This is a genomic window from Leucobacter sp. wl10 (assembly GCF_003569785.1).
Classification (GTDB): domain Bacteria; phylum Actinomycetota; class Actinomycetes; order Actinomycetales; family Microbacteriaceae; genus Leucobacter.
In genome coordinates, this window is record NZ_KZ983990.1 from 160,931 (window position 1) to 181,001 (window position 20,071).

Here is a 20,071-nt window from a genome sequence, read left to right on the forward strand (position 1 = left end):
CAGCCTACGCGCGAGGGGGATCGGGTCGGCGCGGCGCCCGGATCGCCGCTCACGCCCGCGGGAACACCGGCGGGAACAGCTCCGCCTCGCGCGATCCGGCGGGCGCGGCGAGGGCGTCGCGCTCGGGGTAGGCGGCGCGCAGCTTCTCGAAGACGCGCTGCCCCTCCGCGCGCAGCGCCTCCTCGTCGACTCCGGGGATGCGGCCGTCGCGCATCACGACGCGCCCCGCCACCATGCTGAAGCGGGCGTCGCGCGCGGTGCCGGCGAGCACGAGCGTGCGCACGGGGTCGTCGACGGCGCCCGTGCGCAGGTCGCTCAGCGAGAACGCCACCAGGTCGGCGGCCGCACCCGGCGCGATGCGACCGAGATCGGGCCGCCGCAGCGCCCGGGCCCCTCCGAGCGTCGCCGCCTCGACGTACTCGGCGAGCAGCCCGCGCCCGAGGTCGCCGTGCTGGGCCTTCGAGAGCTGCACGCCCGCGTCGATGGCGCGCACCAGGTCGGGCGGGAAGGAGTCGGTGCCGAGCGCGACGTTCACCCCGGCGTCGAGGTACTGCGAGAGCCGTTCGAGCCAGAAGGCGTAGCGGGCGTTGGTGAGCGGGCAGTGCACGACGGTGGCGCCCGCGGCGGCGAGGCGGGCGAGGTCGCCGCGATCCTCGCCGTGCACATTGGGGTGCACGTCGAGGTAGACGCCGTGGGCGAGGAGCAGCCGCTCGTTCAGCAGGCCGGCGCGCTCGATGAGCCCGAGCGGCGTCGCGTCGCGCTCGGCGGCGAGGATGCCGATCTCGGAGTCGAGCCCCTGGGTCGCGTGCACGCGCACCAGCGCGTCGCGCTCGGCCGACGCCTCGGCGGTGCGGGCGAGGATCGCATCGCTCACGGTCTCGACCCGGCACGGCGCGAGCACGCCTGTGATGAGCGGGTCGCCGAGCGCCTCGGCGGTGTCGAGGAAGCGCACCGCGTCGGCGAAGCCGGCCTCGCCGAGCGCCTCGTCCCAGTGGATGCCGTGCGAGCCGTCGGCGCGCGTCACGTGCGCGCCCGACCGGTACGAGGGGCCGAGGAAGACCCGGATGCCGAGCTCGCTCGCGGTGCGCGCGGTGTCGAGCAGGTCGTCGTGGGTCTCGGCCCACGCGCCGTGGATCTCGGTGGCGATGGGCATCGCGCTCGTGATCCCGTGCAGGATCAGCTGCACGAGTCCGTACCGGCGCAGCGCGCTGCGCTCGCCGGGGGTGAGCACCTCGCGCGGGTCGCGTGCGTACGCGGCCGACCACTCGAGCCGCGCCTCGTGCGCGGGGCTCCACCACGAGTCGAGCAGCAGGTGGTCGATGTCGACCAGCCCCTCGAGATCGATGAGGCCCGGCATGAGCAGGCTCTCGCCGAGGTCGATCACCTCGTCGGCTGCCGCCGCGAGGGCTTCGCCTTCGGCCCCGCCCGCCACCGCCTCGATGCGCTCGCCCCGCGCGAGCACCACCGCGCCGCGCAGCTCGGCGAAGCCCCCGCGAGCCTCGTCGAACACGATCGCGAAGGCGGCGCGCACGGCAACCGAGCGCTCGCGGGCGACCCCGCGCTCCGCGGCGCTCACGAGGCCAGCCGCTCCCGCCGCACCGGCTTCCACCCGGGCCCGGGCACCGCGGCGCGCAGTGCGCGCGTGTACGGGTGGGTCGGGTTCGCCAGCAGCTCGGCCGTGACGCCCCGGTCCACCACCAGTCCGTTCTCCATCACGATCATGCGGTCCGAGATCTGGTTGACCACGGCGAGGTCGTGCGAGATGAACAGGTAGCTGATCCGCCGCTGCGCCTTGATGTCGGCGAGCAGGTTGAGGATCTGCGCCTGGATCGAGACGTCGAGCGCGGCGACCGCCTCGTCGAGCACGATCACCTTCGGGTCGGCGGCGAGCGCTCGCGCGATGGCGACGCGCTGCCGCTGCCCGCCCGAGAGCTCCCTGGGCAGGCGGTCGAAGAAGCGCTGCGGCAGGCCGACGGCGTCGAGGATCTCCTGCGCGCGGGCGCGCAGGCCGCCGCGGTCGCCCTCAGCGGCATGCAGCCGGAGGTTGCCGAGGATCACGTCGCCGATGCGCTGCCTGCCGTTGAGCGAGGAGTACGGGTCCTGGAAGACGTACTGCACCTCGCGCGCCCGCGCTCGACGGTCGCGCAGGCGCTTGGGCGGCCGCGAACGATCCTGCCCGTCCACGGTCACAGTGCCGCTCGTCACCGTCTCGAGCCCCACGATCATGCGGGCGACGGTGGTCTTGCCCGATCCCGACTCCCCCACGATCGCGAGGCACTCATCGGGCAGCAGCTCGAACGAGACGCCGTCGACGGCGACGACGTCCTCGCCCTTCGTGCCGCGCGGCGCGGGGAACACCTTGCGCAGCTCGCTCACCGAGATGAGCGGCCCGGCGCCCTGGTCTTCGACGTTCACGGGGTGATCCTCGCCTTCAGTTCCTGATGCAGCTCGAGGTTGTACTCGAGCACGGGCAGCCGGTCGAGCCGCTGCTCGATGCTGGGGCGCGCGCCCAGCAGCTCCTTCGTGTAGGGGTGGGTGGGTGCGTCGTAGACGTGGGCGCCCTGCTCGACGATCTCGCCCGCGTACATGACCGCGAGCCGGTCGCAGCACGCGTTCGCGAGCTCGAGGTCGTGGGTGATGAAGAGCAGAGCGAGGCCGCGCGCGCGGCGCTGCTCGTCGAGGATCGCCATGACGTCCGACTGCGCGGTCACGTCGAGAGCCGTGGTGGGTTCGTCGGCGAGGATCAGGCGCGGCTCGGCGAGCAGCACGCTCGCGATCATCACGCGCTGCAGCAGGCCGCCCGACAGCTCGTGCGGGTACTGCCGCAGCCGCCGCTCCGGGTGCCGCACGCCGACCTCGTCGAGCAGCTGCACCGCTCGCCGCTCGGCCTCGTCCCGGTGCGCGCCCCGCTCGCGCACGAGCACCTCGGTGAGGAAGTCGCCGACGGTGTGCACCGGGTTCACGTGCGCGCGCGGATCCTGGAAGATCATGCCCACGTCGTTCGCCCGGTACTGCCGCAGCCGGGAGCGGTTCATCTGCAGCACGGATTCGCCGTCGAAGCGGATCTCGCCCCGCACCCGGAAGCCCTTGGCCAGCATGCGGGTGATGGCCCGCGTGGTGAGCGACTTGCCCGATCCGGACTCTCCGACGAGGCCGAGCGCCTCGCCGCGGTCGAGCGTGAAGGCGACGCCGTTCAGCAGGTCGAGCCGGCGGTACCCGCCGACGAGGGTGGCGTGCAGGTCTGCGACCTCGAGCAGCGGCTCGCTCATCGGATGCTCCTTGCGTTCGAGGTGAGGCGGTCGCCGATCACGGTGATGCTCCACACGATGAGGACGATGGCGAGGCCCGCGCTGATGGCCTCGGCGGGCTGACCGCGCAGCACCGAGTCGAAGCCGCTCTTGACCATGAGGCCGAGATCGGCGGTGGGCGGCTGCACGCCGAGTCCCAGGAACGAGACGGCGGCGAGGTCGATCACCGCGAAGCCGAGCGAGGACACGGCCTGGGCGACCACGATGGGCTGCACGTTCGGCAGGATCTGGGTGAGGCTGATGCCGATGCCCGACTGCCCCTGCAACCACGCCGCCTGCACGTACGGCATGCCGCGCTCGCGCAGGGCCGCGCCGCGCACCACGCGCGCCACGTACGGGATGTAGCCGATCGAGAGCCCGACCACCACCGTCATGAGGTTGGGGCCGAAGATCGCGACCGCGATGAGGCCGAACACGATGCCGGGCACCGCGAACAGCACGTCGAGCACCCACGAGATGACCGTGTCGACCCGGCCGCGGTTCCAGGCGGCGAGCAGCGCGAGCATCGTGCCGATGACCGTCGAGATGAGGATCACGAGCGTCGGCCCGAGCAGAGTGATGCGCGCCCCCCACATGAGGCGCGAGAGCAGGTCCCTGCCGAGCGCGTCGGCGCCGAGGAGGTGCTGCGCGCTCGGCCCCGAGAGCGCAGCGAGGAGGTCGGGGAAGTTGGGATCGTAGGGAGCCGCCCAGGGCGCGAGCGCCGCGACGAGCACGAACACCGCGAGCACGACGGCCGCGATGAGGCCCGGAACGCCGAGCTTGCGGGTGAGCCGCGCGAACCGGCCCGGTTGCTGCGCGACGTCGCGGGAGAGGGCGATCCGGGTGGTGCTCGGCACGGTCATTGCTTGCTCCCCAGCTGGATGCGCGGGTCGATCAGGGTGTAGAGGAAGTCGACGATCGCGTTGATGAGGACGAAGGCGATGACGAGCACGAGGATCACGGCTTGCACGACCGCGAAGTCGCGCTGCAGGATCGCCCGGACCAGCAGCGAGCCGAGACCGTCGAGCGCGAACACGTTCTCCACCACCACGGCGCCCGCGATGAGGGTGGCGATCGTGAGGCCCATGACGGTCGTGATCGGGATCAGCGCGTTGCGGAGCACGTGCCGCCGCACGATGAGCCCGGGCCGGAGGCCGCGGGCGACGGCCGTCTGCACGTGCTCGCGCCCCTCCTCCTCCAAGACCGCGGCGCGGGTGATGCGGGCGAGGTACGCTGCGCTCGCGACGGCGAGCGCGATCGCCGGGAGCGTGAGATGGAAGACCGTGTTGAGGCCGCCTCCGCCGCTGCCGTTGGTGGGGAACCACCCGAGTCCCACGGCGAAGACGCTGATCAAGGCCACGCCGATGACGAAGGTCGGGGTCGCCAGACCGAGCGTGGCGACCGTGGTGACGACCTGGTCGGTCCAGCCGCCCTTCAGCGAGGCGAGCAGGCCGAGCCCGATGCCGATGACCGCGATGAGGATCGTGGCGAGCGCGATGAGGCCGACGGTTGTGCCGATGCGCCCGCCGATGAGGTCGGTGACCCCCTGGCGGTAGACGATCGAGTCGCCGAGATCGCCGCGCACGATGTCGCCGATCCACGCGAAGTACCGCATCAGGAAGGGGTCGTCGAGGTGGTACTGCTCGGTGACCCTCGCGATCTGCTCGGGGGTGCCGCCCCGGGGCCCGAGCACGAAGCTCAGCGGGCTCCCCGGGGCGAGGTACATCAGTCCGAACACCACGAATGAGGTGACCAGCAGCACGAGCAGCAGGCCGCCCGAGCGCCGGAGGATGAAGGACGGGATGGACACGGTGCTACTCCACGCCCCCGATGGTCGCCGCCCACGGATATCCGAGGTAGGCGGAGGAGGCGGTCGCGCCGGACACGCGATCGTTCTGCACGAGGATCACCGGCAGGTCGCCCAGCGGAACCCAGGGCAGGTCCCGCGTGATCTTCTCCTGGGCGGCGATGGTCAGCTTGGCCCGCTCGACCGGATCGACGGTCTGCCGCGCCCGCGTGATCTCCTCGCCGGCGGCGTCGTAGCCCGTGAAGTTGTTCGAGCCGCCGGGCGTGAACACCGAATACACGTCGAGCGGATCCGACATGTTGCCGTAGTAGGTCGTGAAGAAGCCGTCGAGACCCTCGCGCGCCTTCGGGTCGAAGTAGATGTTGCCGAACTGCTCGACCGGGATCACCTTGGTCTCGATCGTGAGGCCGATCGCCTCGCCGGCGGCTTGGATGAGGTTGGCCGTCTGCTCGTGCACCGCCGAGGAGCCCTGCACGCCGATCACGATGGGCGCGGAGACGTCGCCGGCCTCGGCGAGCAGCTTCTTGGCCCGCTCGATATCGGGGGCGAGGTCGTATCCGTCGTAGGCCTTCTGGAAGAGGGCGCCCGCCTCGTCGTCGCCGTAGTAGCCGGGACCCGCGAGCACGGGCGAGGGGATCGCGGCGCCCTGGAACACGACGTCGGCGATGGCCTTGCGGTCGATCGCGGCCAGCAGCGCCTCGCGCACCTTCGGGTTGGAGAAGGTGCCCGTCTCCTGCAGGGCGCGCAGCGTCCAGAAGATGTAGGACTTGCCGTAGGTGATGCTCGCCTTGCTGCCCTCGATCTGTCCGAGGCCGGCGGGCGGCAGGTAGAAGTACTGACCGTCGACGTCGCCGGAGCGGAGCGCGTTGATCGCCGTCGACTCGTCGGCGATGAAGCTGAAGCTGAGCTTGTCGACCTTGGGGATGAGATTCTTGTCCCAGTAGTTCTCGTTCTTGACGAGCGTGATGGCCTTGCCCGGCTCCCAGCTGTCGAGCGCGAACGGTCCGCTGCACATGAGTCCGCCCTGCGGGGTGCCGAACTTCTCGCCCGCCGCCTCGGCCGCGGCCTTCGAGACGATCGCGCCGGCCGCGCTCGACATCGCCTGCTCGAAGAGCGCGTCGGGCTGCTTGAGCCGCACCGTGACCTCGCGCTCCCCGGTCTGCTCGACGGACTCGACGTTGAGGAAGTAGTCGGCCCAGTAGGTGGCCGAGTCGGCGCCCACCTGGCGGCCGAGCGAGAACACCACGTCGGCGGCGGTGACGGGCGTGCCGTCCCAGAACGTCGCGTCGGGGCGCAGGGTGTAGACGTAGCTGCGGTCGTCCGGCGTCTCGATCGACTCGGCCAGCGCGTTCTCCACACCGAGATCCGGGGTGATGCGGGTGAGCCCCTCGCAGAGGTTCGCGTCGACCGTGTTCTCCGCGTAGTTGAAGGTCAGCATCGGGTCGAGCGAGAGCGGCTCGTAGGGCAGGTTCCAGGTGAGCTCGTCGACGGGCCCGGTGCCCGGCTCAGTGGTGGTCGCGAGGTTCGAGAGGTCGACGTCGAGACCGCCGCCGGCCTGGCCGCCGCCGGTGCCGCCACCGCCCGAGCACGCGGTCAGGGCGAGCGCCGATGCGGCCGCAGCCGCACCGATCATGGTGAGATAACGCTTGGACACGGGTACTCCTTCGTTCCGTCTGGTGAATCTGTTGAGGCTGTGCAGTGCTGGGGGAGATGCGGGATCGGTCGGGGTTCCGGGCTCAGCCGGTTCGGCCCCGGAGCCGGACGGGGATCTCGACGCCGCCGCGGATCGCGCGGAGCGGCGCCGGCCGGTCGACCACGAGCTGCGCGACGCTCTCCGCGGCGAACTCGAGGCGCGTGCCGCTCTCGGGGCCCGACCATTCCGCGATCTCCGGAAGGCCGAGCATCTCGCCGCCCGCCGTCGTGGCGAGGCGGAACACCCGCTCGAGTTCGGCGTCGGTCATCGCGCCCGTGCGGTAGCCGAGCAGGTGGGCGCGATCCACCATGCTGCCCGTGCCGAACGGACTCCACGAGTCGCGCACCCCGTCGGAGCCCGCGACGAGGCGCACGCCGCGGCCCTCGAGCAGATCGATGTCGGGCACGGGGTCGGGCCCGAGCGCGCAGGTGGCGATCCATACGCCGGCTTCTGCCACCCGGTCGAGCGTCTCGCCGAGGCTCGGCAGCGAGGAGTCGCACAGTGCGAAGGCGTGCCCGATCGTCACCCGCCCCTGCCGCCCGCCGGCGATCGTGCGGGCGGCGATCTCGCGGATCTGTGCCAGGCCCTGCTCACCCCCGTCGTGCAGGTGGATGTCGAGGTCGCGGCCGGTACGATCCGCGAGGCCGAAGACCGCGTCGAGATGGCCGGGCAGGTCTCCTTCGAGCCCGACGGGGTCGATGCCGCCGACCAGATCGGCGCCCGACTCGAGCGCGGCCGCCATCACCTCGAGGGCGCCCGGGTCGGTGAGCAGGCCGAACTGGGGGAAGGCGACGATCTGCACGGTGAGGTGCGGGGCCAGGCGCTCGGCCGCGGCGCGCACCCCCTCGACGTTGGCGGTGCCGAGCTCGGTCGAGACGTCGACGTGCGCGCGCATCGCCAGGGTGCCGTTCTCGAGCGCGTGCGAGAGCAGCCCGTAGGCGCGCTCCTCGACGCTCCGCTCGAGGGAGAACTGGGTCGCCCGGTCGTTGTCGATGAGATCCCGCAGCGTCCTCGCGGGGCGGCGCGACATCCAGCTGCCTCCCCAGCCCGTCTTATCGGGGTGGATGTGGCCGTCGACGAGGCCCGGCGTGTGCAGCAGAGGAGGGGTGTCGAGGGTCGCCGTCATTGGTGAGCCTTTCTCGGTCGGTCACGGGGAGTCGGAGAGCGTCGGGAGATAGCGCTTTCCGACTCATCAGACATATGATAACCATATAACCAATCGAATCTGCAAGGATGTACACGTGCGACATATTCAACGACGATCGCTCGTCGACACCGTCGTCGACGAGCTGAAGCGCGAGATCAGCCAGGGACGGTGGGGGGTGGGCGACCGCATCCCCTCCGAGGCGGAGCTGACCGCCGGCCTCGGCGTGAGCCGCCCCTCCGTGCGGGAGGCCGTGCGGTCGCTCGTGCAGCTCGGCCTGCTCGAGACCCGCCAGGGCGACGGCACCTACGTCGTCGCGACCGATCCCACGCAGGTGGCCCTCCGCCGCGCCATCCACCTGGCAGACAGCCGCGAGGTGATCAGCGTGCGCCGCGCACTCGACGCGCTCGCCGCGCGCGAGGCGGCGACGCACCGCGGCGACGAGGATCTCGAGACGCTCGCGGGGCACCTCTCCGCGCGGCGCGAGGCCGTGGCGGCGGGAGACACCCCCGCCTTCGCGGAAGCGGACGTCGCCTTCCACCTCGGCGTCGCGCGAGCCTCGGGGAACCGGCTCCTCTCCGACATCTACGCGAGCTTCGACGCGTCGCTCCGGGAGTCGATCTCGGACGCCTCCTGCCTCGCGCAGGGACGGGATCCCGACCGCGCCGACATGCACGAGGCGCTCTACCGCGCGATCGACGCCGGCAATCCCGAAGCGGCCCAGTCGGCCGCCCTCGGCGTACTCGAGCAGCAGGAGCAGTTGCTCGATGAGCAGCCCTGACCGGCGTCAGGGCGCGGCGGCGGGCGTGCTCATCCTCGCCGTCGGCCTGAGCGTCCGCTTCCCCATCACCGCCGTCTCGCCCCTGCTCACCGACATCGGCGAGGCCTACGCGCTGCCCCCCTCCGGCCTCGCCGTGCTCAGCGCGATCCCGGTGCTGCTCTTCGGCCTCGCGTCGCCGCTCGCGCCGCTGCTGGTCTCGCGCTTCGGCCTCGCCCAGGCCATCTCGGTGCTGCTCGCGGCGCTCGCAGCCGCCACGCTGCTGCGCCCGCTGTCGGCTCCCCTGCTCTTCGGCGGCACCGTCGTCGCCGGCGCGGCCATCGCCCTGCTCGGCATCCTCGCCCCCCAGATCATCCGGCACTCGCTCCCCGCCAGGGGCGGATTCTGGACCGGTGTGTACACCACCTCCTTCGGGGTGAGCGCGGCCGCCGGCGCCGCCCTCGCCGTTCCCGTGCTGCACCTGCTCGACGAGAGCGTGTCCGCGGCGCTCATGAGTTGGGGGATCCCGCTGCTCATCGCGCTCGCGCTCGCGCTCGCGCTCGGCCCCCGGATCCGGGCGGGCGGGCCCAGCGCCCACCACGCTCCGGATCGGCCGCGGGGGTCGCTGTTCCGCGCGCGCGGCATCTGGTCGGTCACCGGATTCTTCGGCTGCCAGGCCCTCATCTACTTCTCGCTCACCGCCTGGCTGCCGACCATCGCCATCGACCGCGGCATGGCACCCGCGCAGGCCGGCCTGCTCCTCGCCTGGATGAGCGTGGCCGGACTCCCCGCGTCGCTCCTCGCCCCCACGCTCGCGAGCCGGCCCCGGCTGCGCACGAGGCTCATCGCGGGCGTCGCGGTCCTCTCCGCCGTCAGCCTGGCCGGGCTCGCCTTCGGCCCCCTCGCGCTCGCGCCGCTCACCGTCGCCGCGCTCGGCGTCGCCCAGAGCGCCGCCTTCGGCCTCGCGATCGCCCTCATCGTGTTCACCGCGCCGAGCGCCGCGCAGACCGCCGGCTTCTCCGCGATCGGTCAGGGCATCGGCTACGCCTTCGCCGCGGCCGGACCGCTGCTGCTGGGGCTGCTCGCGCAGGCGGGGCTCGACTGGTCGGCGATGCTCGCCGTGCTCGTGATCGTCGCGCTCTGCGAACTCGCGTTCGGCATCGCCGCCTCGCGCGCCTCCGCAGGGGCGTAGACCCGCTCGCAGCGACCGCGCCGGGAGATCCTAGTCGTCCGAATCCTCTGACTCCTCCTCGTCGACGCCGTGGGGCCGGCCAGACTCCAGGTGCGTCGCAGGCCCGAGGTGCGAGGCGCCGCCCTCGTCGGTCCACTCGTGGCCGAGCTCGTCGTTGTGGGCGGGATCCGACTCGTGATCCTGGATCCGGCGCTCGTCGTTCGTCTGCATCGCGACCTCCATCATTGCCCGGCCTCGCTGCTGCGAGCCTTGTCCATCCAGGGTACGCCCGCGATCGGTGGCGGCAAAGGGGCCTTGACTCCCCGCCGGCGCGCATGCAATGTTGCCCTCCGCGAGCGCGGAGTCCCTGGGAGGCCCGACGTCGGGATCGGCCGGCCGGTTCACCCTACTATGGAGGGATGAAACGGATCCTGACCTACGGCACCTTCGACCTGCTGCACTGGGGGCACATCCGCCTGCTGCGCCGTGCCCGCGCGCTCGGCGACTACCTCGTGGTCGCAGCGTCCACGGAGGAGTTCAACGCGGGCAAGGGCAAGAAGACCTACCACGACTTCGAAACCCGCAAGAACATGCTCGAGGCCGTGCGCTACGTCGACCTCGTGATCCCGGAGAAATCGTGGGACCAGAAGGTCCGCGACGTGCAGAGGTACGAGATCGACGTCGTGGTGATGGGCGGCGACTGGGAGGGCGACCCCCGCTTCGAGGTGCTCAGGGACCACTGCGAACTCGTCTTCCTCGACCGCACCGAGGGCGTCTCGACCACCAAGATCAAGGAGGACCTCGGCGAGGGGGCCTGACGCGGCCTGCTCGCCGGCGCGGATCCCGGTGCCGCCGCTCCTGGGGAGGAGAAATGCGCGGAGCTGCGCATCTCGACGTCGCGCCGGCACCGGGTTCTCGGCTGTCCGGTCTACAGCACCTTCGAGAGGAAGGCCTTCGTGCGCTCCCGCTGCGGGTTGGCGAGCACCTCGACGGGATCGCCGGCCTCGACCACCACGCCGCCGTCCATGAACACGAGCTTGTCGGCGACCTCGCGGGCGAAGCCCATCTCGTGGGTGACCACGATCATCGTCATGCCGCTCTCGGCGAGCCCCTTCATCACGTCGAGCACCTCGCCCACGAGCTCCGGGTCGAGGGCCGAGGTGGGCTCGTCGAAGAGCATCAGCTTCGGCTCCATCGCCAGAGCCCGAGCGATCGCGACGCGCTGCTGCTGCCCGCCGGAGAGGTGCGCGGGATAGTAGTCGTGCCGGTCGGCCAGGCCCACGCGGGCCAGCAGCTCCATGGCGCGGGCCTTGAGCCTCGCCCGATCGCCCTTTCTCAGGAGCGTCGGGGCGATCATCACGTTCTCGAGCGCGGTCATGTGCGGGAACAGGTTGAAGCGCTGGAACACCATGCCGATGTCGCGCCGCTGCTGCGCGGCCTCCCGCGGGTGCATCTCGTAGAGCTTGTCGCCCTTCTGCTTGTACCCCACGAGCTCCCCGTCGACCGAGAGCCGGCCGGCGTTGACCGTCTCGAGGTGGTTGATGCACCGCAGGAAGGTGGACTTGCCCGACCCCGAGGGCCCGACGAGGCAGAGCACCTCGCCCCGCTGCACCTCGAGCGAGATCGACTTCAGCACCAGATTGGAGCCGTACGACTTCGAGACCGCCTGGGCCTCGACCATGGGCGTGTCGGTCGCGTGCGCGTTCATGCGCCTCCTCCCGGTCGGTTGTGGGGCGGGACGAACGTCTCGCCGTCGGCGCCGACCACCCCGATGGCCGAGGTCTCGACCGTCGGCTTCATCACGTCGGGCCGCTGGGAGACGCCCCTGGCGAAGTGCTTCTCGAGGTAGTACTGGCCCACCATGAGGATCGAGGTGACTGCGAGGTACCAGATCGAAGCCACGATGAGCATCGGCACCGGCTGGTAGGTGACGGCCGTGATGTCCCTGGAGCGGCCGTACAGGTCGAGGGTGAAGGGCACCGCCGCGACGAGCGAGGTTGTCTTCAGCATGGAGATGACCTCGTTGCCGGTCGGCGGGATGATCACGCGCATCGCCTGCGGCAGGATGACTCGGCTCATCGTGTGCCACCAGCCGAGCCCGAGCGCCGTCGCGGCCTCTTCCTGCCCCTTGTCGACCGAGAGCAGTCCGGCTCGTACGATCTCGGCCATGTAGGCCGCCTCGTTGAGCGCCAGGCCGATGATCGCGAGCGTGAAGTAGCTCAGCAGGTCCTTGGTGTTGAGAGTGACGATCGCCTCGGTGAAGGGGATCCCGAGCTCGAAGGCTTTGTAGATCGTGGGGAGCAGGCCCCAGAACACGAGCTGAACGTACACGGGAGTGCCGCGGAAGAGCCAAAGGTACACCCACGCGACGGCCTTGACGACGGGGTTCGGCGACTGCCGCATGACCGCGATCGCGACGCCGAGCACCACGGCGATGACCATCGAGTAGACGGTGAGCTGCAGGGTGTACCAGGCTCCTCTGGCGATGCGCTCGTCGAAGAGGTACTTGCCGACCTCGCCCCAGTTGTAGACGGGCCGGTTGAACGCCGAGTCGTATAGGAACAGCGCCGCGAGCAGCACGAGCACCACGGCGAAGATGGCGCGCCAGGGGTGCCTCAGACGGATGGCCTGGATCTGCTCCGGCTCGCGGTGCGGGGCTCCCTGCCCCGCACCGTCGGAGTTGCGTTCGTTCATGAGCGGAGGATCAGGCCTTGCCGGCGTTGATCGTGGCCTCGTCGACCGCACCGGCCTCGATGCCGGCGCCGGTCAGGATCTCGAGGTATGTGCCGTCGTCGATGAGCGACTGCAGGGCCGCCTGCACGGCTTTGGTGGTGTCGCTGTCCTTCTGGGTCGCGAAGCCGTAGGGCGCGGCGTCGAAGACGTCGCCGACGGCCTCGAGCTGGCCGGAGAGCTTCGCCACGGCGTCGCCGGTCACCGGCAGGTCGGCCGAGAACGCATCGGCGCGGCCGTCGACCACCGCCTGGGTCGCCTCGGGCTGCCCTTCGAAGCGCAGGATCTCGATCGCCTCCTTGCCCGCATCGGTACACGCCTTCGACTTCGCCGGCAGCTCGTCGGTGTCCTGCACCGTCGTCGCCTGCACCGCGACCGTCAGGCCGCAGGCGGAGTCGGGGTTGACATTCGACCCGGCCGCAGCGGCCCACTGGGTGCCCGCGTTCAGGAAGTTGACGAAATCCACCGACTTCTGACGCTCGACCGTGTCGGTGAAGGACGATGAGCCCATGTCGAGCGCGCCCTCCTGGATGCGGGGGATGATGCTGTCGAAACCGAGGATCTCCCACTGCGGGTCGAGACCGAGCTTCGCCGAGACCGCCTCCGCCAGATCGACGCCCCAGCCGGTCGGGTTGCCGTCGGCGTCCTTGTACTCGTTGGGCGGGTACTGGGCGTCGGTGCCGATGCGCAGCACCCCGGACTTCTTGACCTCGGCGGGCAGCAGGTCGACCGCCGCCTGGTCCGGCTCGATGCTCCCCGCCGCGGGGGTGCTCCCGTTGCCGGCGGAACCGCCACCCTCGGTAGCGGCGTTGTTGACGCAACCGGCCAGCGTCAGCACGGCGGCGGCGAGCGCGGGAAGCGCATAACGAATCTTCATTGATCCCTCCAGTTGGGAAGACCGGGCGGATCCCGGTGTGCGATTTCGGTTTTGAGTGTACTGGGCACAGGCAACGGATCAATTACAGAGTCTCTATCCGGGTCCATACCAGTGCTGGAGCCGAGAGGCACGACCGCGCGATCATGCGGCTGCGGTCCCCGAAAATGAGGAGGTAACGTTCCGATTAAGCCTGGCGTCGGGAGCCGGAAGCCCTCGCCGAGCACGAGCCGCGGGGCATCCGCAGAGCTGTCAAGGGCTGGCGTCGATACCGAATCGTTATCTAGCCTGGAGATGTCACGAGGATGCGGTGCGAGCCCGATGAGCAGGAGAGACAGCGCGGAACCCGCGGCGACCCCGAGCGGTCGGGATCGCCGCCCCGTCGCGCCCGATCCGCCGGCCCGCAGCACCGCCTCTCCACCGGAGACGCCCGCCGACCCCACGAGCGTGCGCCGCCCGCACGCGGTGCGCCGCGACATCCAGGGGCTCCGCGCGATCGCCGTGGTGCTCGTGCTCGTCTATCACCTCTCCCCTCGGAGCCTCTCGGGCGGATACATCGGCGTCGACGTGTTCTTCGTCATCTCGGGCTTCCTCATCACGGGGCAGCTGCTGCGCGAGGCCGAGGCGAGGGGCCGCGTCGACCTGCCCCGCTTCTGGGCGCGGCGCGCGCGGCGGCTGCTGCCCGCGGCGCTGCTGGTGCTCACGGCGACGCTGCTCGCGGTCTGGATCTTCGCGCCGCGCGGCTTCCTCCCCTCCTTCCTGACGCAGGTGGCCGCCTCGGCCGCGTACGTGCAGAACTGGGTGCTCGCGGCGCAGTCAGTCGACTACCTGGCGGCCGAGGCGCAGGTGTCGCCGGTGCAGCACTACTGGTCGCTCTCGGTCGAGGAGCAGTTCTACATCGTCTGGCCGCTCGTGGCGTTTCTCGCGGCGGCGCTGGCCGCGCGCTCGGCGGCCCGGCGGGGATCGGGCGGTCGGCGCTTCCGCAGCGTCTTCGCGCTGCTCGTGGGCGGCATCGCGATCGCATCGCTCGCCGCCTCGGTGGCCCTGACCGCGCTCGACCCCGCCCGCGCCTACTTCGTCACCACGACCCGCGCGTGGGAGTTCGCGGTCGGCGGACTGCTCGCGTGCGTCGCCGCCTCCCCCGCGCGATGGCTCGATCGCATCGGCCCCCGCGTTCGCGCGCTGGCCGCCTGGTCCGGCCTCGCCGGCATCGGGGCGGCGGCGATCCTCTACACCGATGCGACGCCCTTCCCCGGCTACGCCGCCCTGCTGCCCGTGCTCGCCACCGCGCTCGTCATCGCCGCCCAGGAGCCGGAGCCGGCCTGGTCGCCGAGCGCCCTGCTCGCGTTGCGGCCCATGCAGTGGCTCGGCGACGTCTCCTACGGGGCCTACCTGTGGCACTTCCCGCTCATCGCGCTGCTGCCGTTCGTGCTCGGCAGGGGCCTCGGCCCCTCTGAGGCGGCGGCGGTGGTCGTCGCGACGCTGCTGCTGGCCTGGGGCTCGAAGGTGCTCGTCGAGGATCCCTTCCGCACCGGCTTCTCTCGCGCGTGGCCGAGCGGTCGCACGCTCGCCATCACCTCGGCCGGCATGACGGCGATGCTGCTCTTCGCGCTCGCGGGCGTGCAGGCCGCCGACCGCGCCGTGGAGGCGGAGCGGGCCCGGATCGCCGCGATGCTGGAGAGCCCGGACCCGTGTCTCGGCGCGGCCGCTCTCGAACCCGGATCGGGTTGCGAGGCCACCCCCGAGCAGTTGCCGATCCCGGAACCCGCGCTCGCCGACAAGGGGCCGAAGCGCTGTCTCGACAGCATCGAGGACAGCGAACCCACGCCCTGCGAGTACGGGAGCGAACGGCCCGACGCGGATCGCGCCATCGCCCTCGTCGGCGACTCCCACGCCGAGCAGTGGCTCGTCCCGCTCGATCGCATCGCGCGTCAGGAGAACCGGCGGCTCGTCGTGATGGCGAAGGCGTCGTGCCCCTTCACCGCCGCGGAGCGGGACTTCGTGACGTCGCCCGACGCCGAGAACGAGCGGCTGCGGCAGAGCTGCACGGAGTGGAACAAGCGCGTACTCGCGGAGCTGGAGCGCGACCCGAGCATCGACACCGTGGTCACCGCGGCGAAGGCGAGCAACCGGGTGGTGCCGCAGGACGGTCTGAGCTGGCGCGAGACCGCGGCGCGCGCCTACGAGGAGCGGTGGAGCGAGCTGCCCGGATCCGTCGACCGGGTGATCGCGATCCGCGACACCCCGCTGCTGCCGGAGGGTGTGCTGCGGTGCGTCACCGAGCAGGGCGAGCGGGCCGCGCGGGAGTGCGCGGTGCCGGTCGACGAGGCGATGCCCGAGGATCCGCTCGCCGAGGCGGCGAGCGCCGCCGACGGAGTCGAGCTGGTGGACCTGAGCGACTACTTCGTGGTCGACGGAGCCGTGCCGCCCGTGATCGGAGGGGTCCTCGCGTTCCGCGACTCGAACCACCTCAGCTGGGCCTACGCCGAGATGCTCACGGAGCCGCTCGCCGAGCGGATGCGCGACGTGCTCGATCCGGGTGGGGGTGCGGAATCCGGCGCCGACGCCGCCTCGACCTGATCCTCCGGCCGTCGCGCAGGGGCGAGAGGGGTCGGGCCAGGCAGGGCGGAGACGGGGCTCAGCCGAGCGCGGGAACGAGCTCGTGGCGAAGCGCGAGGCCGCCCCTCGCCCTAGACTCGTGCCCATGCTGACAACGGGAGCCGGGCGCCTGTACTTCGCGCTGCAAGCGGTCGCCGGAGCAGCCTGGTGGGTCGCCGTCTTCGCCGTGCCGCCGGTGCGCAGGGCCACGCTCGGCGGTCTCGACCCGGTGCTCGTCGCCGCCCTCGATCTTCCGCTGTTCGTCGGGGCGTCAGCGCTCGCGGCGACCGGACTGCGGGTCGCGGTGTGGATCGCGGCCCCGTGGACCGCGCTCGTCGCCTGCGGCATGGCGGTCTACGCGACCGTGACGGAGCGGGCGGGATGGGGCGCGGTGCTCATGGTCGCCGCGGCGATCGGCGGTGCGGGAGCGGCGCTCCTCGTGCTCACCGGGCGCATCCCGTCGGAGCGGCTGCTCGCCGGCCCGCTCGCGTTCCGCCAGGCCCGTCCCGCGACCGCGGGGCGCAACGTCGGACGCACCGGTGCGCAGATCGTCGGGTTCTGGGGGCTGTTCCTCGGGGCGATCCCGCTCGTCATCGCCGCCCTCGAGCAGCGCTGGGGGCTGCAGCTCGACCCACCCGCGGCCGTGCCCGTCGCGGGCGCGGTGCTCCTCGTCCCGGCGAGCGCCCTCGGGATCTGGGCTGCGCTCGCCATGTCGCTGCGCGGTGAGGGCACGCCGCTGCCCTCGGCCGCGGCCCGCCGTCTCGTCGTGAGCGGGCCGTACCGCTACGTGCGCAATCCCATGGCCGTCGCGGGCATCGCGCAGGGCGTGGCGGTGGGGCTGTTGCTCGGCTCCTGGCTGGTGGTGCTCTACGCGCTCAGCGGCTCACTGCTCTGGAACCGGGTCGTGCGCCCGCTCGAGGAGGCCGACCTGCAGGCGCGCTTCGGCGCCGCGTTCGCCGTCTACCGGGAGCGCGTCGCGTGCTGGATCCCGCGCCTGCGGCCCTGGGCCGAGGAGGAGACGCCCGTTCGCCGAGCGGCAGGGGCGCGGGATCGCGCACCGCGTCGATCCCGCACGCCCGAGCGCGGATCCTGAGCGATCCCGCGAGCCTACCTCGCGGTGAAGAAGAGGCGCTTGTTCGCGAACTCCCCGATGCCGATGGGTCCCATCTCGCGGCCGAAGCCCGAGCGCTTCACGCCGCCGAAGGGAAGCTCGGCGGCTTCCGCAGCGATGGTGTTGATGTGGGCCATGCCCACCTCGAGGCGGGAGGCCACGCGCGCGGCGCGCGCCTCGTCCGTGGAGAACACCGAGCCGCCGAGGCCCAGCGCACAGTCGTTCGCGAGCTCGAGCGCCTCATCGTCGCTGTGCACCTTGTACACGGTCGCGACGGGACCGAAGATCTCCTCGCGGTACGACTCCGAGTCGCGGGGCACGTCGACGAGCACCGCCGGCGAGTAGTGGGCCCCTGGGCCCTCCGACAGCACGCCGCCGGCGAGCAGGCGCGCGCCCTCCGAGACGGCCCTCCGCACCTGCGCGTCGACGGTCTCGGCCGCCGCGCGGGTCGACAGCGGCACGTACTCGCCCTCGCCCAGGTCGAGCTGGTCGCCGGGCTTCAGCCCGTCGGCGAGCCTCACCAGCTCCGCAACGAACTCGTCGTAAACGTCGGCCATGACGATGAGACGCTTGTTCGAATTGCACACCTGGCCGCCGTTGTAGGTGCGGAAGTCCCACGCCGCCTTCGCGACCGCCGCCGCATCGTCGGCGTCGAGCACGACCATCGGATCGATGCCGCCGAGCTCGAGCACGCACTTCTTGAGATGCGCGCCGGCCTGGGCGCCGATGATGGCTCCGGCTCGCTCGGAACCCGTGAGCGAGACGCCCTGCACGCGGGGATCGGCGATGATGGTCGCGATCTGATCGTGCGAGGTGAAGAGCGCCTGGTAGCCGCCGACGGGTACGCCGGCCTGCTCCATGATCTCCTGAATCACGAGGTTCGAGCGCGCGCAGATGTCGGCGTGCTTCAGCATGACGGTGTTGCCGAGCACCAGGTTCGGGGCCGCGAAGCGGGCGACCTGGTAGTACGGGAAGTTCCAGGGCATCACGCCGAGCAGGGCGCCCACCGGCAGGTGCTCGATGACGGCCCTGCCCGGGATCGTGCTCGGGATCTCGTAGTCGGTGATGAGGCCCGGCCCGTACACGGCGTAGTACTCGATGATGTCGGTCGCGAAGTCGACCTCATCGAGGCTCTCGGCGATCGACTTGCCCATCTCGGTCGCGATGATCCGGGCGAGCTCCTCGCGGCGCTCCGCGAAGATCTCCGCGACGCGCTTCACGACGGCGGCGCGCTCCTGCACGCTCCGCTCCCGCCACTCGCGGTAGGCGGCGTCGGCCGCCGCGAGCTGCTGCTCGACCTGCTCGTCGGTCGCTGAATCGAAGGTCTCGACAATCTCCCCCGTCGCGGGGTTCTGAACTCGATACTTCGCCATGGTTTATCTGTTTCCCGTCTTCAATGGGACGCGCGTGTGCGCGCCGTGTCTATCGTCGCATCCGATGCGTCTGCAGCGCGAGTCCTCCAGCGTGCGGATCCCGTGAGCGGCCACTGCAGTCGAGCACGGAGCCGATGGCCGCGCCCGAGGCCGCTGGGCACGCCGCACCCGGTCGCACGCGGCGCGCAGAGACGCTCAGCGGCCGCCCCGGAATCGCTTCGGAGTGAAAGGCTCGAGCACCGGCGCGACGCGATCGTTGCGGACCAGGTCGGCGACGGCCGCCGCAGTGGCCGGCGCGAGGGTCACCCCGTACATGCTGTGCGCTCCCGAGACGTAGGCGTTCGAGAGGCGTGGAAGTCGGCCGATGATCGGAAGCCCATCGGGTGCGAGCGGGCGCATGCCCGCCAGGGGCGTGACTTCGCTCAGGGCCGGGACCTCGTACCCCCTGATGTAGCTCTCGGGGGCGCGCAGGATCGCGTTCACGCGCACGTCGCTGACGAGCTCGTCGAGCCCGCCGAACTCCATTGTGCCGGCAAGGCGCAGCCGATCGTCGAGCGGCGTTACCGCGACCTTGGCGTCGTAGAGGTTGGTCGCGCCCTTGAGGCCGAGCGGCGGCAGTTCGACGCAGTAGCCCTTGCCCGGGCGGATGGGCAGGTTGGCCCCGAAGAGCCGCGACAGCGGTGCGGTCCACGCCCCTGCGGCGAGCAAGAACTTGTCGCCCTCGAAGGCGCGCATGCCGCTCGAGACGCTGGTCACTCGACCGCCGGCGATCCGGACGCCGTCGACGGGGGCGTTCTCTACGATCTCGACGCCCATTTCGACGAGCTTGCCGCGCATCGCCTTCGTGAAGCCACGCGGGTCGAGGTGCAGTTCCTTCGGGAAGAACAGGCCGCCGCGCACTTCGTCCTTGAGCATGGGCTCGTGCTCGCGCACCGCGTCTCCGAGCAGCTTGATCGGCGCGATGCCGTGACGGCCCGTGAGATCGGCGTAGCTCAGGTGGTGGTGCATGTGCTTGTCGTCATGGAACGCCATGAGCAGCCCCCGGTGGTGCAGCTCGTAGTCGATGCCATCTGCGCGGTACTCGTCGAAGACGCGCACGGAGTCGGCCATGAGCGCGAGGGTGTGCTCGAAGCCGGCGCGCTGCGAGGGCCCGTTCGAGGCTCGGAACATGCCGAGCATGAACGAGATGAACGACGGCTTGAGCGATGGCCTGATGTAGAGCGGGCTGTCAGGCTGCGTCATCCACTTCATCGCGGAAAGCACGGCACCGGGGCCGGGCACGGGCAGCGCGTCGGCCGGGACCACCCATCCGGCGTTGACGTCGCTCGCGCCGAGGCCGGTCGCACGGGCGTCCACCACGGTCACCGTGCCCCCTTCGCGAGCGAGCTGGTAGGCGGTGGTGAGGCCGATGATGCCGCCGCCGATGACTACAGTGTGCATCGCCGGTCCTTTCGTGAGCGTGGGCGAGGAACCGGGCAGTAGCCACCCGGATGTCTTACAATCACACAATATGCCCCGAAGAATGC

The 20,071-nt window shown here is 71.2% G+C and carries 18 protein-coding genes; 5 read left to right on the forward strand and 13 right to left on the reverse strand.

The window, feature by feature from the left end; all coding sequences use genetic code 11:
* Positions 1–49: 49 nt before the first annotated feature.
* The 7 genes from D1J51_RS05780 to D1J51_RS05810 all read right to left on the reverse strand — a co-directional run bounded on the left by D1J51_RS05780 (position 50) and on the right by D1J51_RS05810 (position 7,913).
* A complete protein-coding gene (locus tag D1J51_RS05780) occupies positions 50–1,576 on the reverse strand; it encodes a chlorohydrolase family protein (protein WP_119074234.1) in 1,527 nt (508 codons plus the stop codon).
* Positions 1,573–2,415: an ATP-binding cassette domain-containing protein gene (locus D1J51_RS05785; protein ID WP_119074235.1), complete on the reverse strand. Its 843-nt coding sequence runs from the start codon at positions 2,413–2,415 to the stop codon at positions 1,573–1,575. The genes D1J51_RS05780 and D1J51_RS05785 overlap by 4 nt, the downstream gene beginning before the upstream one ends.
* On the reverse strand, positions 2,412–3,269 hold the full coding sequence (locus D1J51_RS05790) for an ABC transporter ATP-binding protein (RefSeq protein ID WP_119074236.1): 858 nt from the start codon (positions 3,267–3,269) through the stop codon (positions 2,412–2,414). The genes D1J51_RS05785 and D1J51_RS05790 overlap by 4 nt, the downstream gene beginning before the upstream one ends.
* Entirely contained in the window at positions 3,266–4,150 is an 885-nt protein-coding gene (locus D1J51_RS05795) for an ABC transporter permease (protein WP_119074237.1), read from the reverse strand. Before D1J51_RS05795 ends, D1J51_RS05790 begins: the two co-directional genes overlap by 4 nt.
* Positions 4,147–5,097: an ABC transporter permease gene (locus tag D1J51_RS05800; protein WP_240422962.1), complete on the reverse strand. Its 951-nt coding sequence runs from the start codon at positions 5,095–5,097 to the stop codon at positions 4,147–4,149. The genes D1J51_RS05795 and D1J51_RS05800 overlap by 4 nt, the downstream gene beginning before the upstream one ends.
* A gap of 4 nt (positions 5,098–5,101) precedes the next feature.
* A complete protein-coding gene (locus D1J51_RS05805; RefSeq protein WP_119074238.1) occupies positions 5,102–6,748 on the reverse strand; it encodes an ABC transporter substrate-binding protein in 1,647 nt (548 codons plus the stop codon).
* 82 nt (positions 6,749–6,830) lie between these two features.
* Positions 6,831–7,913 carry an amidohydrolase family protein gene (locus D1J51_RS05810; RefSeq protein WP_119074239.1) on the reverse strand — a complete coding sequence of 361 codons (1,083 nt, stop codon included), beginning with the start codon at positions 7,911–7,913 and terminating at the stop codon, positions 6,831–6,833.
* A 115-nt stretch (positions 7,914–8,028) separates the two neighbouring features.
* On the opposite strand from D1J51_RS05810, the gene D1J51_RS05815 reads away from it, so the two are divergent.
* Complete coding sequence (locus tag D1J51_RS05815; protein ID WP_119074240.1) at positions 8,029–8,712, forward strand: FadR/GntR family transcriptional regulator; 684 nt, start codon at positions 8,029–8,031, stop codon at positions 8,710–8,712.
* Positions 8,699–9,880, forward strand: coding sequence for an MFS transporter (locus tag D1J51_RS05820; protein WP_119074241.1), 1,182 nt, complete (start codon positions 8,699–8,701; stop codon positions 9,878–9,880). The genes D1J51_RS05815 and D1J51_RS05820 overlap by 14 nt, the downstream gene beginning before the upstream one ends.
* Before the next feature lie 30 nt (positions 9,881–9,910).
* On the opposite strand, the gene D1J51_RS05825 is transcribed toward D1J51_RS05820, so the two are convergent.
* Positions 9,911–10,090 (reverse strand): hypothetical protein, encoded by a 180-nt coding sequence (locus D1J51_RS05825; RefSeq protein WP_162903677.1) that lies wholly within the window; start codon positions 10,088–10,090, stop codon positions 9,911–9,913.
* A gap of 188 nt (positions 10,091–10,278) precedes the next feature.
* Between D1J51_RS05825 and tagD the strand changes: the two genes are divergently transcribed.
* Positions 10,279–10,677, forward strand: coding sequence for a glycerol-3-phosphate cytidylyltransferase (gene tagD / locus D1J51_RS05830; protein ID WP_119074243.1), 399 nt, complete (start codon positions 10,279–10,281; stop codon positions 10,675–10,677).
* Positions 10,678–10,787: 110 nt separating this feature from the next.
* Here tagD and D1J51_RS05835 read toward each other — a convergent pair whose 3' ends face one another.
* The 3 genes from D1J51_RS05835 to D1J51_RS05845 are packed head-to-tail and all read right to left on the reverse strand — an operon-like array spanning position 10,788 to position 13,466.
* Complete coding sequence (locus tag D1J51_RS05835) at positions 10,788–11,567, reverse strand: amino acid ABC transporter ATP-binding protein (RefSeq protein ID WP_119074244.1); 780 nt, start codon at positions 11,565–11,567, stop codon at positions 10,788–10,790.
* A complete protein-coding gene (locus tag D1J51_RS05840) occupies positions 11,564–12,553 on the reverse strand; it encodes an amino acid ABC transporter permease (protein ID WP_119074245.1) in 990 nt (329 codons plus the stop codon). The genes D1J51_RS05835 and D1J51_RS05840 overlap by 4 nt, the downstream gene beginning before the upstream one ends.
* 10 nt (positions 12,554–12,563) lie before the next feature.
* Positions 12,564–13,466 (reverse strand): ABC transporter substrate-binding protein, encoded by a 903-nt coding sequence (locus D1J51_RS05845; RefSeq protein WP_119074246.1) that lies wholly within the window; start codon positions 13,464–13,466, stop codon positions 12,564–12,566.
* Between the two features lie 318 nt (positions 13,467–13,784).
* Between D1J51_RS05845 and D1J51_RS05850 the strand changes: the two genes are divergently transcribed.
* Positions 13,785–16,043, forward strand: a complete 2,259-nt coding sequence (locus D1J51_RS05850; protein WP_162903678.1) for an acyltransferase family protein — start codon at positions 13,785–13,787, stop codon at positions 16,041–16,043.
* A 124-nt stretch (positions 16,044–16,167) separates the two neighbouring features.
* Entirely contained in the window at positions 16,168–17,154 is a 987-nt protein-coding gene (locus tag D1J51_RS05855) for a methyltransferase family protein (RefSeq protein WP_119074248.1), read from the forward strand.
* 14 nt (positions 17,155–17,168) lie between these two features.
* Here the strand turns inward: D1J51_RS05855 and D1J51_RS05860 are convergent, their stop codons facing one another.
* Both D1J51_RS05860 and D1J51_RS05865 read right to left on the reverse strand, forming a co-directional pair.
* Positions 17,169–18,545, reverse strand: coding sequence for an aldehyde dehydrogenase family protein (locus D1J51_RS05860; protein WP_119074249.1), 1,377 nt, complete (start codon positions 18,543–18,545; stop codon positions 17,169–17,171).
* A 195-nt stretch (positions 18,546–18,740) separates the two neighbouring features.
* On the reverse strand, positions 18,741–19,985 hold the full coding sequence (locus D1J51_RS05865; protein WP_119074250.1) for an NAD(P)/FAD-dependent oxidoreductase: 1,245 nt from the start codon (positions 19,983–19,985) through the stop codon (positions 18,741–18,743).
* Positions 19,986–20,071: the final 86 nt, after the last annotated feature.

Excerpts from the sequence above, each read along its gene's own strand:
- D1J51_RS05790 (WP_119074236.1), bottom strand. The coding sequence starts at position 3,269 with ATGAGCGAGCCGCTGCTCGAGGTCGCAGACCTGCACGCCACCCTCGTC.
- D1J51_RS05795 (WP_119074237.1), bottom strand. The coding sequence starts at position 4,150 with ATGACCGTGCCGAGCACCACCCGGATCGCCCTCTCCCGCGACGTCGCG.
- D1J51_RS05810 (WP_119074239.1), bottom strand. The coding sequence starts at position 7,913 with ATGACGGCGACCCTCGACACCCCTCCTCTGCTGCACACGCCGGGCCTC.
- D1J51_RS05820 (WP_119074241.1), top strand. The coding sequence starts at position 8,699 with ATGAGCAGCCCTGACCGGCGTCAGGGCGCGGCGGCGGGCGTGCTCATC.
- D1J51_RS05825 (WP_162903677.1), bottom strand. The coding sequence starts at position 10,090 with ATGCAGACGAACGACGAGCGCCGGATCCAGGATCACGAGTCGGATCCC.
- tagD (WP_119074243.1), top strand. The coding sequence starts at position 10,279 with ATGAAACGGATCCTGACCTACGGCACCTTCGACCTGCTGCACTGGGGG.
- D1J51_RS05835 (WP_119074244.1), bottom strand. The coding sequence starts at position 11,567 with ATGAACGCGCACGCGACCGACACGCCCATGGTCGAGGCCCAGGCGGTC.
- D1J51_RS05840 (WP_119074245.1), bottom strand. The coding sequence starts at position 12,553 with ATGAACGAACGCAACTCCGACGGTGCGGGGCAGGGAGCCCCGCACCGC.
- D1J51_RS05845 (WP_119074246.1), bottom strand. The coding sequence starts at position 13,466 with ATGAAGATTCGTTATGCGCTTCCCGCGCTCGCCGCCGCCGTGCTGACG.
- D1J51_RS05850 (WP_162903678.1), top strand. The coding sequence starts at position 13,785 with ATGAGCAGGAGAGACAGCGCGGAACCCGCGGCGACCCCGAGCGGTCGG.
- D1J51_RS05855 (WP_119074248.1), top strand. The coding sequence starts at position 16,168 with ATGCTGACAACGGGAGCCGGGCGCCTGTACTTCGCGCTGCAAGCGGTC.
- D1J51_RS05860 (WP_119074249.1), bottom strand. The coding sequence starts at position 18,545 with ATGGCGAAGTATCGAGTTCAGAACCCCGCGACGGGGGAGATTGTCGAG.
- D1J51_RS05865 (WP_119074250.1), bottom strand. The coding sequence starts at position 19,985 with ATGCACACTGTAGTCATCGGCGGCGGCATCATCGGCCTCACCACCGCC.